We start from the raw sequence: 14,318 nt of genomic DNA on the forward strand, positions 1-14,318 counted from the left end.
CCCGCGGAGCGGGATATGTCCCGGCTTGCCGGGACATAGAGCACGAATTTGCGCAAGCGCAATTCGAATTCCGGCGTAAACGCCGGAATGGAATTCCGTAAACGGAATTCTGACGGGACGTCAATTCGCGCAAGCGCGAATTGAGGGCACCCGCGCAAGCGCGGTCGCCGAGGGCTGGCAGCAAGGGGGGGTGCATCATGTGCGGGCCTGTGTAGCCACTGGGAATCCGAGGTGTAACCCCCGCAACGAAAGTGACGAACCGCCGACTCTACAGGTGTCGGCCCCGCCGCCAGTGACGGGCTCCGCTTACGCTCCACCCGAACCCCTCCCAAGCATCCCAATTCACTTCGACACGTTCACCAATACCCCGCCAACATACACGTCAACCCGTCAACGATGGGGCGGGTTGACGTGACGCATCACTCTGGCGAGCAAAGGAGCGGCCCAAGTGATGCATCATCGTAACTAACTGTGTAGTGCCTGGATCCTGGAGAGGCCACCACCTACCCGTCCCTAAAACTGCCGGTGGAATTCAGAATTGCACTGCCCAGAATTCCTCAGCCCCGGAAAGGAAGCTCCGATATGAGGTGCTGAAATTCAGCGTGCGGAGGTACCGAAGCCGAACGGCCCCTCGGGCCGGGCGGCGAAACCCCGACGGAGATCGACCCCGCCTATTGCTGCTGCTTTTCCGTCACGGCCTCAGCCGCCCGAGACTCAGAGCCGCTGATGCCGCCTACGGTCTGCGCGGGCCCACGGGCCCGCACGCGAAGCTGCCTCAGCCTCGACGAGGTTCGGCGGTTGCCCACCGGTGGACCTCAGCCACTTATATCTACACAGATCAAGAACATGCTGGTCAGCGCGTTGCGCGTGGCGCGATGCGCACCGGCTGAGGGGACGTATCGCCGCCGATGTGTCCCGACTGAGGGGGCATATCGACCCCTCGAAGTCAATTGGAGGCGACACGTTCTGCGCTGGTGTGTCAACTGGAGGCGACATGCGGGGGCCGTTGTGTCCGGGGAGACGTCCGCGGTGCGGGAAGGGGGGAGATCTGTCCCCCTGGGGGGACACAACTTGCGCGGCATGTCGTGTCGAAGCGACATGAGTGTCAAGCGGAGGTGACATACTGCCGAGAGTCCGAAGATCAAGAGCGTGGGAGAACAGCCTCGTGCCGAGTGATCCGCAGCATCGCCGTACGAGCGCCCGTGAGGCGCCGCAGCCGAGCCTGCCACTGGATGATCCGGCTGATGCCTGGGATCGGCCGCTACGGCCCGTCAAGGATCTTGACGACGTCGCGCGGCAGTACCCGGGCCGGAAGCTCACGCTGGACAGCCACCGCAAGCCCCTGGAGTTCTACGGGCCGCCGGACCAGCCGAACGCGTTCTCCATGGACAGCCTGGAATTCTTCCTCGTCATCAGCCAGTTCTTCCGCGAGGCGCTGCCGCTGAGGCTGATCCTGCTGATGATCGCCTGCCAGAGGGCGGGCGGCCGGATCCACCTGACCCAGGAAGAGATGGCGCACGTCCTGGACGTGGCCCGCACCAAGGTCAACGAGGCTCTGGGCGAGGTCACGTCGCACGGGATCGTCTTTCGGGTGAAGCGTGGTGTATACCAGTTCAACCCGCCGTACTCCTATCGGGTGGCTGAGTTCATCCCGGGCACCGAGACGGTGGAGGCGGAGTACCGGAAGGTCGAGCAGCACGACACGATTGCCAAAATCCGCGCCGACGAGAGCCTTCCCGACCTGGTGCGCTTCCCCTCTCTGGAGAAGATGCGCCAGGAGATCGAGCGGCTGCGTGAGGAACGCGCGAAAATGCGTGCTGAGAGGCGTCAGGAACGGGCGGCGCGCAAAGAGAAGGGGGCACAGCAGTGAGCGGTCTGCATTTCGCCGCAGTCAACGCGGAGGGCGTCGTCGCCGACCTGGACCTGCTGCCCGCGGCCTACCGGGTGCTGCTGAAGCTGCGGGCCCACAGCGAGGCCGGCGGCCGTATCGAGATCGACCAGATCACCATCGCCCAGATGCTCGGGCTGAGCCGGGCCGCGGTCAACGCCGCCCTGCGCGACCTCGATCTGGCGCAGCTGGTGAAGAAGCAGAGGGCCGGTGTCTACCAGCTCAACCCGATGCTGGCGGCCTACCTCTCCCCCGAGGACGCCATCGCGGCCGTGAAGGCGATGCCGAAGAGCGAGCGTCTGAACTCTCCCGGCTTCGCCGACCGCTACCGTCACGCGGTCACCGCCTACCAGGACCAGCTCGCCGAGAAGCGCCGGCGCCGGGAAGACGCCAAGCGGCGCCAAGCCCTCAAAGCCGTCTCCTGATCCTGGCCACCCTGCCGGACGTCACGGCGCTGCACTCCACGGTGCGGCGCCGTTCTGGTTCTCTGGAACGAGCCGGTTCACCTGGTGCTACCGGGCGAGTGAAATGGCGAGCAGCGCGACCTGAGCGTTGCGTGCAGCACGGAGCCGAGTAGCAGCTGCTGCACCCGCGGTTGCTGCAGGGCGGGACCGGCATGCCACCCGTGCAGCACCCTTGTGCCGCCTGGCCATGTAAATGCTGCGCGACAGACTCGACACCACCCCAACCACCACCAGGACCCCGAGCAGTAACCACCCGGACACCGCCGAGCAGCACCCGTGCCGCACTCCGCTGCACAACACCGTCGTGCAGCAGCCGCAGGCCTTCGGCTGCTGCATCTCTTACCCCTCACACCCTCACAGCGTGACGCCGGGTACGTGACACAAGTCGGGCTCGCCTGGGTGGGCCAAAAGCGGGAACCGATCCGCGTCGCCAGCGCGCCGTGAACGTTCTCCAGGGCATGGAGCTCGTAGTCGAAGAGGCCGCGGTGACCATCAAGGTCCTGTCCGTGAGCGGCAAGCGGATGTCGAAGGGTATCTACAACCAGCTGCCCCGGCGCAGTCCCTGAGCGATCACGACTGCACGATGGAGGGCCCGGCCCTGGGGCGTCGTGATTGATCCGAAGTGCTGCCAACACATGTACGCGGAAGGCCGGGAGCACTGGCACGTCGTGTTCGAGTGCGATGGCGAGCTGGCGGTGTGGTGGGTACGGCAGGGGGCGAAGAACGCCCCGTACAACCTGATCGCCGGTGGCCCGTACGAGCCGCAGTCCCGCGTCGACGGAGAGTTCCTGGACGCCTGCGCCCTGGAGACCTACCGGGGCTCCACCGATTTCTTCCAGGGCAACATGTTCGCCCTGATCCGCGACGACCAGATCGCGGCAACGATCGAGGACACCAAGGTCTACCTGTCTTGCTCCGCCGCAGTGTTGAAGCTGCACACCGCCAGGAAGGAGCATCACGCCGCCGCACAGCGGGCCGCTTCGACACCGCCCTATCCCCCGCATATCAAGATCCCCAACTTCGCTGCCGAGGCCGCCGCGAAGACAGAGAAGGCGCTGAGGGCCGCCGAAGAGGCCCTGGAGCAGATGTATGACCAGCGCGGGCACAGTGCCCAGGATCTGTATCCCGATGTGGTCGCGGACGTTCGCCGCATCAAGCAGGCCCGGGTGAACTACGCCGTGGCACTGGAGGCAGTTGAGCAGCTTCCCCAGCTCTTCTTGGGCGCCTGAGCGGCCGACGGAGCAGCGCGGACCGGGCGTGGGGAAAATCCGTGACTGGCTGCTTCGACGAGGGCCTACGCTCCCGTCATGTACAGCCCTTACGCCCGCCCCCACCCGTTGACTGGTGTCGGCTTCCGGCTCGGAGTTTTCGACACGTCGGTGCTCACCACGGACGTCACGGCGGCGGTGTTCCGCGGCCGGCCATCCTCGATCCTGGACGGGATGCGGTACGGCACGCTGCGCGGCTTCATCCCGCACTATGTGTGGGCGGAGGTCCCCCGGGTGCTGGCCGATCTCAAGCGCGAGGGCGGCGCCTTCGACCTCGAGGCGGCGGAGCGGCTGTGGTGGCAGCAGTACGTGCCGCTGCTGCACGTCGTCTGCGTGAACGGGCTGCCCATGACGGCGGCCGCCGACAAGCTCGCCCAGGAGGACCTCAGCGACGTCGGCATCCTGCAGCTGGCCGGCGTCCTCGCGCCTGTCGTGCTGTTCGCCGAAGACCCCGACCTGATCCGCCAGGGCGTCGCCGTACCGGGATGGAGGGACGTACGGGCCGCGCTGGGAAGGATCGGCAAGGCAGAGGCCGACATGGAGGTCACCGGCAACCTGGTCGTGGGCACCGGCTACGGCCTGTACGGCGTCACGCGCCTGGCCCGCGTGTATCCCGTGGCCGCCGGGATCGTGGCGGCCGCCGCCGGCGTCTACGCCTACCGCAACCGTGCCCGGTTCACCGCCGACGTCCGCGCGAAACTCGCCCGGGTCGGCACGGAGGCCTTGAAGGTCCTGACCGAGCCGTACGGCCAGTACGAGCTGCACAAGCCCGGCTGGACACGGGCGCAACGCGGCACCGCCGGAGATGACGTGCTCTCTCAGGTCGCCCGCCTGCTCGCCCGCGCGCCCGTGCCGATGACCCGTACCGAGATGCTCGCCGCCCTGCCCGCCGCCGTGCAGACGCCGCACCGCCGGCAGATGGACGGGCTAGGGCGGCTTCTGCACCGCTTCCCCGCCTTCTATCAAGTGGAGCCCGGCAGGTGGCAGTTGGGCCGGGCCAACGTGCAGGTACGTCGCCCCCGTCCATGGGAACGCCGCGTGCGGATAGACGCCTGGTCACGCCCTTCGGCGCGAGGCTGGCGGAACGTACGACCGGAATGGCTCCGCCCTCGGCATCTGCCATACCGGGACGGATTCCAGACGTTGTCCGCGCACCCCAGCGGATCAGTGCTCAGTTGGGCAAACTGGCAGGCAAAGAGAGCCGCCTTCGTACGCCAACTGGCACTGACTTGGGGGAACTTGTGATCGTCCGGCGATTCCTTGACGACGATGGTGAACTGGCCCAGCACGTCATCCAGCAGCTCAACACTCCACTGGACTGGCCAGAAACGGAGGGCTGAACACTGGGCAGGTCGCGAAGATTGCTTCTGCGGCAGCCTGCGACGTCTCGTACAACCAGGCAGCCAACGGTCATCTGGCCGACCTTTTCGCCGTCCTCCCCCTGCCGGGCACGCCCAAAGGCGATGAGTTCTGGGTGGCGCTGGAGGATGCGGGAGGCGATGCCGCTCTGTACATCGACCCCGGCAACATGGGCGGTCCGTCCTTCGATCGCCTGGCCAGGGAGAACGGAGCGGGCATTGCCGACCGGGTGCTCAACTTTTCGGCAGAACTTGACGACCAGCAGCGCGACGCTGTGACCAAGGTGATCGGCGACGCACTGGCCCATGACACGCTCGTCGCAGGTGGGCGCTACCTCGGGCAGTTGTGGCTGCGTGACGCCGAGACCACTGCCTGGCATGTGCTGCTCGCTAGGCGCCGGCTGCACGAGACAGAGGACGACCGTAAGCGATTCTTCGAGGTGAGGAGGCGCGGCCGCCGATGACGACGACTTGACGGAGCAGCGTTGCCAGGGGAACGGCATCATCTAGGACGCCCTGCTCCAGCCGATCGAGAGCGTGGACTTGCTTCAGCGGGTCCGCCTCACTTGTACAGGGTGACGATCGAAGCGATGGCGCCCACCACGGCGGCCACGGAGCCCAAGGCCGTCCAGAGGACTGCACCGCGGTTCCACCAGGGCTTCGGCGCGGCGTCGTCAGAAGACGGGCCGACGGTCGCGCTGGCGGTGGATTTGTTGGAGGCCTGCGCGTACGGGGCGCTTACGTTGACAGGGGAGTTGTCACCTGCGGTGATGTTCACGGACTGCCCTGCAGGCGGCTGCGGGTCCGGGGCCGGAGACTGGCTGCTCATGGCGTTCATCAGTTTCTTGTAGGCGCCGAGAACATCCTCGCGCGCGTGGGAGAGGGCTTGCAGGGTCTCGTAGTAGCGGGTGGGGTCGGTGCGTTTCCACTCGGGTGGAACTTCGGTGTACGAGAGGGTGTCCGAGTCTTCAGGGGGGAAGGTACCGCCGAACTCGTCGGCCAGGCGGCCGAGTGCATCAACAAGATCCTGGTAGAGCCTTGTGAGACCGGGGTCGGTGAAGTCGATGATGTCCTGCTGCAGGGCCTCCTGGGCGTCGTCTACACCTGCCGTCACCCGGGCAGGAATGCGGTGCAACGGCTTCCTCGACAGCAGGAACTTCATCCAGGGGGCATCCGGCGGAATGGTACGTGCGACCCGCGTCATCTTGTCCCTGTCAGGTCCCCCCGCTGAGACCGTCTGTCTTCCGACGGCCCGGCTGAACTCCTCAAGAGCGGAGTCGACCCGCCCGCTGTGGTGGGGGAACGCCTCGCCGTCTAGATCGCATAGGCGGCCGCCATTGCCAGGGTTCCGCAGATGCAGCTCGAACTGTGCGTCCGCTGCGGCCCGTATCGCCTCGTACAGGTCCTCGGCCGCCGAGATCACTTGAGGGGCGGCGAGCATCTGCAGTTCCCGGAGTTGGTTGCGGAGATTCAGGACTCCGGCCTCCACCGTGGCCACGGGGAGAGGCACCGGGGCGTCGAGCGACTCGGCCGGGGGTGCGGTCCAGCTGCGATAAAGATCCGTCTGAAGGGTTTGTGTGGCCCGGAGGTAAGAACGGCAGACGTCCAGCACCTCGCCTCTCCCCCCGTCCAGGTAATTGAAGTTCGCCACAGAATGGCTCCGGATTAGTAGTCGAGGTCCAGGTAGTCGATGTCATTGATTTCCACGTCCGACAGCCCCATAGCGCGGGAACCGCCGTCCTGGAAGTACACGTCCTTAAACCCCTCGGCGATGATTCCGCGCATCTGCTGGTCGCTGGCCCCGGCGTCGCGGGCGTCGAACAAGCGGCGGGCGTACTCCGGGGGGAGGTGCACGGTGAGTCGCCGGAAGCGGCCGTCGTCGGTCGTGCCGACCGGCGCGGTGTAGCCGAAGCGGGCCCTTGTCTCTACTGTGATTCCGCCGGTGGCGGCGGCCTGCTTCCGTCGGCGCTTGCGGACCAGGGGCTGCCACCGGGACCGCACCGCCGCGTCGATCTTGTCGGCGATGGCCTTGGGCGGGTGCTTGCGCTCGCCCTTGCGGTAGCGCTCCACCGACCGCTGACTCACCCCGAGCTCCGCCGCGACGGCCCTGGTCGTCTTGAGCTGCTTCATCAGGTAGCCGATCTGGCCCTTGAGGGTCTTGGGCGGCTCGTGGGTGAACGCCTCCTGGTCGGCGCGCTCGATGGCGTCTTCGATCTCCCGCACCGGTCACTCCCCTTCATCCAGGACGGCGTCGCCGCCCTTGATGTGGCGGGCGGGGTTGTAGCCCTTCTCCATCAGGTCGATCGCCCAGAGCATCTCCTGGACGCCTTCCAGCTTGGCCAGGCCGGGGGTGGGCCCGAGGCGGAAGCCGCCGGGCTGGGGCTTGCCGGAGGCCGCGTACGGCAGGAAGTCCAGCGGCGAGGGGCCGGGGCTCGGGTAGACGACGCAGTCGGACAGCACGGCGAGCGGGAACAGGCCGGTCATCTTGGCCATGTTGTTGAGCTTGCGGTGCATGTTGACCCGGGCCTTGCTGATGACGGCGGCCCGGATGTCGGGGCGCCAGGTCGGGCGTTCCAGGGCCGGCCACCGGTCGCCGTCCTTGTAGTTCTTGCCCTGGTGGCGCTCGCGCAGTTTGCCGATGCCCCCCTTGACGGTGGCCTTGATGGCGGCGAGGACGGCCGCCAGGGCGGGGTCGACGTCCTTGTGCCGCTCCATCGCGGCGAGGAACTGCTGGTCGTCCAGGTCCTTGGTGACGCCGAGGTCGGCGAGGGTGTCGACGTACGCGTTCTTGAGCCGGTCGTGCCACGGGTCCAGGTACGCGCCGGTCTCGCGGCGCAGGTACGCCTCGATCGGCTGGACGTTGTAGCCGAGCTCCTGGGCGTAGGCGACGGTGTGCGTCTGGTACCAGGCCGGGCCTGTCGGGCGCTCGCCGGTCGGCGTGAACGGCGAGGGCAGGCGCGGGTCCAGCTCGATGTGGGAGAGGTCGACCAGCCAGGAGCCGGGGATCTTCGGGTTGAAGGCCGGAGCGTGGAAGTGGTCGGGCTCCGACAGGCCGACGACCAGGCGGGCGGCAGCGGCGAGGAACGCCGTGTTGAGGTCCAGGCCGACCGCGTACGGCAGCATGCACTCCTCATCGGTCAGCTGGTCCACCGGCCGCACCCACTGGTACGCCTCCTCATTGAGGAACCCGCCCGTCCAGCCGGAGTGCACGACCACGGGGTGCTCGGGGGTGGCCTCCGGCGGCGCCGGGTCCATCGGGTCCTTCCCGAGCGAGCCGGGGTTGTGGCCGGGCACCCAGTTCCCGGTCTCCTCGTCGCGCACCGCGCGCGTGGGCGGGCGCAGCGCCGTCATCAGTTCCAGCCCGGACACGGCCGTCGACCCGCGTGGGGTGATGACCCGCTGGGCGTACACCCCGAGGACGCGGGCGACGTCGGCCGGCTCCATCTCCGCGACGCCGGGCCACGACCGGGGGTCAAGTGCGTCCCACGACAGGATCGCGAGCTGCACGCACTGGCGCTGGTTGCCCTGCGCCTTGCGGTAGATGCGCGCCCACGGGCCGAACCCGCGCTGCGTGAGCTCCCACTTCGCCTTCGCCACCTGCTTGACGACCGGGTGGTCCTCGGGCAGCCGCAGGGAACGGCGCTGCTCGTGGCCCTCCAGGCGCTCGGGCAGTCCGAGCTTCACGGCGGCCGCCGCGGTGAGCACGATCAACGGGTCGCTGTCCTTGCCGTTCTTGTGCAGGCGCGGCGCACCGAGACCGGACTCGCGCAGGGTCCACTCCACCAGCTCCGGAACCGTGCGAGCGGGGCAGTCCAGCACGATGCCGTCGACGCCGTACGCGGACCCGTCACCGGCCAGCACGGCCAGCGGGCCGTGCGGGAAGCGCGGGTCGGCGGCGGGCTTGGCCGCCTTCTTCGCCGCCGGGCGCCGCGACGACGGACGGGCCGCGGGGCGCTCGGGCTCCGGCACGGCCTGGACGGAGGGAGCCTCCACCGCAGCGGGCGCCTCGGGCGCGGCCGGGCCGGTGAACGTCTGCGGGACCGCCGGCGACTGGGGAGCGGCGGCCGCGGGTGCGGTGCCGGGCTTGGGATGCTTCTCCGCCCAGCCGTTCAACAGCCGCTGGTACGCCGACAGTCGCGGCTCCCTCGGCTCCGAGCGGCCGTTCTCCCAGTTCTTCACCGTCTGCGTCGACGTCTTCAACGCGACCGCAAGGCGGGCCTGCGTGACGCCGGCGGCCTCGCGCAGCCGGGCCCGCTCCGCCGGGGGCGGGAGCTGCGGCTCTTCCCCCAGCAGGGCGTCGACCGACGCGAACAGCTCTTCCTCAGTAGCCACTTGATCTACCTCCCACCCTGAACACTATCAGCGATTGCCCCAAAATTTAACCCGTTTCTTTAACCTGATCGGATTCTTTGTATAGGATCGATCTTGACGTCGTGCGGAGCGGCGCGGACACCAGCAGGAGGGGACCGTGGCAGTGGCGGGACCGGGCGAGGCGTCGGACGTACTGCGGCGCGATGCCCCAGCCGGACCCTGCGCGCCCGGTGGTGGTCGTCGCCGCGCAGCCGGGCAGCGGCAAGGCCCTGGTCGTCGACCTCGTGTGCGCCGCGCTCCAGGGGCGCGGTGGTGCGGTGCGGGTAGACCGCGACACCTACAAGAACGTGCACCCCGGCTACACCGCCTACCTCGCCGAGGACGTGCGGACCGCCGGGGTCCGGGTGCGGCCGGAGACCTACCGGTGGCAGGCCGGCATCGAGGCACGCGTCCGCCGTCCCCGCCCTGGGCTGGGCTGGGAGGGGACGGCACCATCGTGTCCTGGGACACATCTGGTGGCCGCACGGCGACATGGACCGCACCCGTGCCGCCTTCGAGGACGCACGGACGGACACCGAGCAGCATGACGCGCCGGGTGAACAGGCCATCGCTCAGACCCACATCGCGCTGGCCGCCGCCTTCACCGACCCGGCCCGCGCCGACGGCGAACTCGCCCTCGCCCACCAGCTCCTGGACCGGCTCGATCAGCGCGCCACCACGCTCCTGGTCGACGTCGCCGCCCTCGCACGCGACGCCGGCACCGACCGCGATATCACCGGCCGCGCCACCGTGCTGCGCACCGAGATCACGGTCACCGGGCTCCCCTGGCTCACCCCGCTCCTGGAGACGGCTCTCGCCTTTCACCACGCCGTACGCGGCGCCGACGACGACCTGAGCGACACCATCGGCCGGCTGCGCGAGGCGACCGCAAACGGCGACTTCGCCTACCACGTGCCCATCGCGGCCGCCATGGCCGGCCGGCCCCGGCCCGACGGACCCGTCATCCGCTGGCTGGACGACGAACACATCGTCCTTGCCCGCTGGCGTGCCCTGGTCACCGCCCGCTGAGAACTCCTTCGCAACGACCCGACACCGGCATGAACGCCCTGGGCAGCAGGACCGCCTGGACGGGGGTCAGGGCTTCCAGGTGCGCAGGAGGACGGCGATCTGTTCGGCGGTGCAGCGCGGGCTGTTCAGTTCGCGGGCCAGCGCTGAGAGCTGTTCACGGGTGGGGTCGACCGGGATGTTCGACGCCGCAAGGTACATGACGGCCACCGCGCAGGCGACGGTGAGGTTGGAGCGCTCCAGCCACCGGCAGCGTCCCAGGGTGTGTACCAGGGCGGCGGCGCGCGCGTAGGGGCCGTCGTAGACTGGGCGGTCGAAGAACTCGCCGCGGTGCCGGGCGACGGCCGCGATCGGAACGCCGTAGTCGTCCACGCTCGGATCGCGATGACCGGCCCGTTCGGCGACTTCCAGGATCCAGGACTCGTCGACGTGCACGATCACGCCGCGGCTCCCGGGTGCACGTCGCCGGCCGGCTCGTCGAACTGGCGCTCCAGGTCATCGAGGAAGCCGCCGTGCTGGTCGATGAGGCGCTGCGCGGCCTCCATGCCGGCGGCCCGCGCACCGGTCGTGTCCTCCACGATCAGCCGCTCGACATACTTGTTGAAGTCGAGTCCGCGGGCTTTCGCGGCGTCCTTGCCGTTGGCGAGGACGTCGGGTGACAGGCGGAGCTGGGTCTGCTTCCGGTCAGAGGCCATACCGCATGCTAGCAGGGTGGTATCAGCTGGGGTGTGACTGGAACACGGAGCACCCGTCAGACCATCCTGCGGCTCGCAGGTGTCTGAATACGCCACACCGGCATCGCTGCGGAAGGGCTATTCAGCGAGACGCGTTCGCAACGGTGACGGCGTTCCGGACCAAGTTGTACGCGTCGCTGCTCTCCCGGGGCGACGCGTTGTTCGAGCTGTGCGACGCGTTGTTGTGCACCGACGGCCCGGTCCGCACGCTCGTGGACTCGGCCCTCGCCCCCGAGCACCGGCGCGGGCACGGGGCCCGCTACGCCGGGCTGAACCAGGGCCGTATCGACGTCGCGCCTCCGACGTGCCTTGGGCGGGGTGGCGTTGCCTCGGGTTGCCGACGGTCGCCTCGTGCTCGCGGTGGACGTCTCACCGTGGCTGCGGCCGGACGCCGACACGTGCTCGGACCGCTCGTTCTGCCACACCTTCGGCCTGGGCAAGCACCAGATGGTGCCCGGCCGGACCTCCTGGACCGCGCTGCTCGACGCGATCCAGCTGGAACCCGGCGTGGACCTGGCCGCGGTCACCGCCGGCCAGGTCCACGACGTCATCGAACGGCTCGTCGCGGCCGGCCAGTGGCGTCGAGGTGACCCGGAGGTCCTTGTCCTTCTCGATGCTGCCCACAACGCGCCCCCGATCGCCCACCTCCTGGTGGACATGCCGGTCGAGGTGCTGGGCCGGCTGCGTTCGGACCGGGTCATGCGCAAGCCGGTCCCGGTTCCAACGCCGGGCACGCCGTACAACGCCGCTTCCCTTCGGCGTACCGGCCCTGGCAAACCTGCGCTCATGACGCGGACTCACGGGCTGCTCGCAGGATGTCACCAGGAGCCGTCCCGCACTGGGCCCATGTGATGCCGATACCTGCGTGGATGCGCACGGCTTGGTCTGCCAGGGGGATCGGCAGGTGGATCTGGGACTGCATCAACGCCGCCGTGGTCTGCGCGTTGGCAGTGCCTAAGTCGTCGGCGAGGACGACGAACTCGTCACCGCCGTATCGAGCGACCGTGTCTCCGTCTCGTACGGCATGACTGAGCCGCCGGGCGACCTCGACGAGGACGCCGTCCCCCGCGTCATGCCCGAAACGGGTGTTGATCGCCTTGAAGCCGCGGAGGGCGAAGAACATCACGGCCAGGCCATGGGTGCCGGCTTCCACGGGGGCCCATACGTGGGTGTGCTGGTCCGCGGCCTGGTCGGCGTGGCCGAGGTAGGGGTCGTGGTGGACCCACTCCGTGGCGCCAAAGGGCCTGTACTCCCGGAGTACGCAGAGCCGGGCGTCGAGACGGGCGTGCAGCTCGGTGGAGTTCGGCAGGCCGGTAAGGGCGTCGTGCGAGGCGCGGTGGGCGAGATCGAACTCGCGGCGCTTGCGCTCCTCGATGTCCTCGATGTGAGTGAGCAGGAGTCGGGGGCCGTCGACGGCGTCCGCGACCACGCTGTTGCGGAGCGAGACCCACAGATACGTCCCGTCGCGGCGCCCGAGGCGCAGTTCCGCATGCCCGCCCTCGGCGCTGGTGCGGAGCAGAGTGCCTATGTCCTCGGGGTGGACAAGGTCGGAGAACGCGTAGCGGCGCATGGCGAAGGCAGGGCGGCCCAGCATGCGGCACAGCGCGTCGTTCGTCCGGAGGATCCGGCCGTGGCGGTCGCTGTCCATCTCGGCGATGGCCATACCGTTGGGCGCGAACTCGAAGGCTTGCCGGAAGGATTCCTCGCTGGCCCGCAGAGCCTGCTGCTCCCTTTCTTGTCTGACCAGCGCGCGTTGCATGTTCGAGCGCAGCCGTACGTTGGTGATCGCGATGGCGGCCTGGAAGGCGTACTCCTCCAGGTCCCGGCGCTCGTCCGGTCTGGGATGGCGGCGGGTGAGGGGCCGGTCCACGGAGATCACGCCGAGCAGCTCACTGTGGTTGGCGCCGGAAGCGTTCCGGGTGTACATCGGTGCGAAGAGGCGGTCGGAGGGGTGCCACTCGTCCTCGAAGCGGGGGGCGGGGCCGTCGGTGTGCCACTGGGGCACGTCGTCATTGTCGAGGACCCAGCCCTGGGTGTGCGGTATGAACCGCAGGTCGCCCCAGGCCTCGCCCATGTTCAGCCTGCGTTCCCAGGAGTCCCGGGAGCCGACGCGGCCGGTGATCTGCGCCTCGGCGACGGAGTCACCTGCGAGGGAGGCGACCACGAGATCGCCGTCCGGGCGGACGAGGTTGACACAGGCCAGCTCGTAGCCGAGACCGGTCACGACTCCGTCGGCGATGATCTGCAGGGTGTCCGGGAGACTGCGGGCGAGATGGAGACCCTGGACGGCGGCCTGCAGATTGTGACTCTTGTCGATGGCGAGCGCGCTGCGGGTGGCGAAGTCGGCGGCGACCGACAGATCGGCGTCCTGGAAGGCCTGCTCGGTGGGGTGGCGCAGGAGGACCGCTGTGCCGATGATCCGCTTGCGGCCGTGCAGGGGTACGAGGACGGTGTGGCGTCCGCCGGGTGTCTCATGCCCTTCACCGAGCAGTTCCGGCAGCGCGGCGCTGCCGACCGGCGAGTCGGTGGTGACCGGCAGTGCCCCGTGCAGTACTTCGAAGAGTGCGCTGCCGGGGCGTACCTCGCACAGCGCGATGCCCCCTCCGGCGTGAAGCGGGTGTACCTGTTGCAGCCGCAGCATCAGCGGGCCCGCGTGTTCTTCGTCGCCCACCGGGATCGGGTCCCGCAGGTAGACCATGACTGCGTCGGCGACGGTGGGGACGACGGCCCGGCACAGCCGCGTCACGATGTCCTCCGGGTCCCTTCCTCCGCTTATCCGGCGGGCCGCCTCGGAGATGTCGTCCTGCGGGTCGGCGGCCGGAGGTCGTGGGGACTCGAGCGCGGGGAAGGTTGTCTCCTGGCTGGTCGGCGGGTTGTTCGGGGTTGTTCCGGACAACCCGAAGGGTTGTCTCCCCAGGTTCTGCCGAACCTGCCCGGGCACGGAGGCGCCGGCTTCGGCCGGAGAAGCCGAGGGAATCGAGGACGTCCAGTACCCCACCTCGTCGGCGGCCTGCTGGACGGCTTCGTGCTCCTCGTCGAGGACGGCGCGTGCCTTCTCCAGCGCACGGTCCACGTCGTTGAGCGCGGCATCGTCGGGGCTGAGCGCGTGCAGATCGGGCCTGGACAGCAGCGGCGTCGGCTCCTGCGTCCGCGTAGGCTCGTCCTCTCCCATTCTGAGTCGCAACTCGGCGAGCTCAGCCTCTAGTTCGTGGATACGGCGTGCCGCGTGG

The 14,318-nt window shown here is 68.7% G+C and carries 14 protein-coding genes and 1 pseudogene; 8 read left to right on the forward strand and 7 right to left on the reverse strand.

Features of this window, described 5'->3' with window-relative positions; genetic code table 11:
* Positions 1-1,165 precede the first annotated feature (1,165 nt).
* The 5 genes from SSP29_RS49555 to SSP29_RS49575 all read left to right on the forward strand — a co-directional run bounded on the left by SSP29_RS49555 (position 1,166) and on the right by SSP29_RS49575 (position 5,442).
* Positions 1,166-1,870, forward strand: coding sequence for a hypothetical protein (locus SSP29_RS49555; RefSeq protein ID WP_089107613.1), 705 nt, complete (start codon positions 1,166-1,168; stop codon positions 1,868-1,870).
* Positions 1,867-2,313 carry a helix-turn-helix domain-containing protein gene (locus tag SSP29_RS49560; protein WP_089107614.1) on the forward strand — a complete coding sequence of 149 codons (447 nt, stop codon included), beginning with the start codon at positions 1,867-1,869 and terminating at the stop codon, positions 2,311-2,313. The genes SSP29_RS49555 and SSP29_RS49560 overlap by 4 nt, the downstream gene beginning before the upstream one ends.
* Before the next feature lie 674 nt (positions 2,314-2,987).
* Positions 2,988-3,581, forward strand: coding sequence for a hypothetical protein (locus tag SSP29_RS49565; protein ID WP_089107615.1), 594 nt, complete (start codon positions 2,988-2,990; stop codon positions 3,579-3,581).
* A 78-nt stretch (positions 3,582-3,659) separates the two neighbouring features.
* Positions 3,660-4,865 carry a PIN domain-containing protein gene (locus SSP29_RS49570; RefSeq protein ID WP_145969078.1) on the forward strand — a complete coding sequence of 402 codons (1,206 nt, stop codon included), beginning with the start codon at positions 3,660-3,662 and terminating at the stop codon, positions 4,863-4,865.
* A gap of 229 nt (positions 4,866-5,094) precedes the next feature.
* Complete coding sequence (locus tag SSP29_RS49575; RefSeq protein ID WP_089107617.1) at positions 5,095-5,442, forward strand: hypothetical protein; 348 nt, start codon at positions 5,095-5,097, stop codon at positions 5,440-5,442.
* Between the two features lie 98 nt (positions 5,443-5,540).
* On the opposite strand, the gene SSP29_RS49580 is transcribed toward SSP29_RS49575, so the two are convergent.
* From SSP29_RS49580 to tap, 3 genes are read right to left on the reverse strand one after another with little or no spacing between them, the layout of a single operon-like run.
* The gene (locus SSP29_RS49580; protein ID WP_089107618.1) at positions 5,541-6,629 is read right to left on the reverse strand and encodes a hypothetical protein; all 1,089 of its coding nucleotides are present in this window, start codon (positions 6,627-6,629) and stop codon (positions 5,541-5,543) included.
* 14 nt (positions 6,630-6,643) lie between these two features.
* Positions 6,644-7,201, reverse strand: a complete 558-nt coding sequence (gene tpg / locus SSP29_RS49585) for a telomere-protecting terminal protein Tpg (protein WP_089107619.1) — start codon at positions 7,199-7,201, stop codon at positions 6,644-6,646.
* Positions 7,202-7,204: 3 nt separating this feature from the next.
* Positions 7,205-9,310, reverse strand: a complete 2,106-nt coding sequence (gene tap, locus SSP29_RS49590; protein ID WP_089107620.1) for a telomere-associated protein Tap — start codon at positions 9,308-9,310, stop codon at positions 7,205-7,207.
* Positions 9,311-9,492: 182 nt separating this feature from the next.
* On the opposite strand from tap, the gene SSP29_RS60780 reads away from it, so the two are divergent.
* Positions 9,493-9,876 carry a zeta toxin family protein gene (locus SSP29_RS60780; protein WP_150136483.1) on the forward strand — a complete coding sequence of 128 codons (384 nt, stop codon included), beginning with the start codon at positions 9,493-9,495 and terminating at the stop codon, positions 9,874-9,876.
* Positions 9,821-10,357: a hypothetical protein gene (locus SSP29_RS49600; RefSeq protein WP_150136484.1), complete on the forward strand. Its 537-nt coding sequence runs from the start codon at positions 9,821-9,823 to the stop codon at positions 10,355-10,357. Before SSP29_RS60780 ends, SSP29_RS49600 begins: the two co-directional genes overlap by 56 nt.
* Positions 10,358-10,423: 66 nt before the next feature.
* Here SSP29_RS49600 and SSP29_RS49605 read toward each other — a convergent pair whose 3' ends face one another.
* Positions 10,424-10,795 carry a fic family toxin-antitoxin system, toxin component gene (locus tag SSP29_RS49605; protein ID WP_089107621.1) on the reverse strand — a complete coding sequence of 124 codons (372 nt, stop codon included), beginning with the start codon at positions 10,793-10,795 and terminating at the stop codon, positions 10,424-10,426.
* On the reverse strand, positions 10,792-11,049 hold the full coding sequence (locus SSP29_RS49610; protein ID WP_089107622.1) for a type II toxin-antitoxin system CcdA family antitoxin: 258 nt from the start codon (positions 11,047-11,049) through the stop codon (positions 10,792-10,794). Before SSP29_RS49610 ends, SSP29_RS49605 begins: the two co-directional genes overlap by 4 nt.
* A gap of 357 nt (positions 11,050-11,406) precedes the next feature.
* Between SSP29_RS49610 and SSP29_RS60785 the strand changes: the two genes are divergently transcribed.
* Positions 11,407-11,940, forward strand: a complete 534-nt coding sequence (locus tag SSP29_RS60785) for a transposase (RefSeq protein WP_245883587.1) — start codon at positions 11,407-11,409, stop codon at positions 11,938-11,940.
* Here the strand turns inward: SSP29_RS60785 and SSP29_RS61655 are convergent.
* Together SSP29_RS61655 and cdgB are read right to left on the reverse strand one after the other, a co-directional pair.
* Complete coding sequence (locus SSP29_RS61655) at positions 11,873-12,211, reverse strand: GGDEF domain-containing protein (protein WP_438363854.1); 339 nt, start codon at positions 12,209-12,211, stop codon at positions 11,873-11,875. The genes SSP29_RS60785 and SSP29_RS61655 overlap by 68 nt on opposite strands.
* A 138-nt stretch (positions 12,212-12,349) precedes the next feature.
* A pseudogene (cdgB, locus tag SSP29_RS61075) lies at positions 12,350-13,360 on the reverse strand (diguanylate cyclase CdgB); the annotation flags it as partial.
* Positions 13,361-14,318: the final 958 nt, after the last annotated feature.

This window comes from Streptomyces hyaluromycini (genome assembly GCF_002217755.1).
GTDB classification, from domain to species: Bacteria; Actinomycetota; Actinomycetes; order Streptomycetales; family Streptomycetaceae; genus Streptomyces; species Streptomyces hyaluromycini.

Excerpts from the sequence above, each read along its gene's own strand:
- SSP29_RS49565 (WP_089107615.1), top strand. The coding sequence starts at position 2,988 with ATGTACGCGGAAGGCCGGGAGCACTGGCACGTCGTGTTCGAGTGCGAT.
- SSP29_RS49570 (WP_145969078.1), top strand. The coding sequence starts at position 3,660 with ATGTACAGCCCTTACGCCCGCCCCCACCCGTTGACTGGTGTCGGCTTC.
- SSP29_RS49610 (WP_089107622.1), bottom strand. The coding sequence starts at position 11,049 with ATGGCCTCTGACCGGAAGCAGACCCAGCTCCGCCTGTCACCCGACGTC.
- SSP29_RS61655 (WP_438363854.1), bottom strand. The coding sequence starts at position 12,211 with ATGTTCTTCGCCCTCCGCGGCTTCAAGGCGATCAACACCCGTTTCGGG.
- SSP29_RS60780 (WP_150136483.1), top strand. The coding sequence starts at position 9,493 with ATGCCCCAGCCGGACCCTGCGCGCCCGGTGGTGGTCGTCGCCGCGCAG.
- SSP29_RS49600 (WP_150136484.1), top strand. The coding sequence starts at position 9,821 with ATGGACCGCACCCGTGCCGCCTTCGAGGACGCACGGACGGACACCGAG.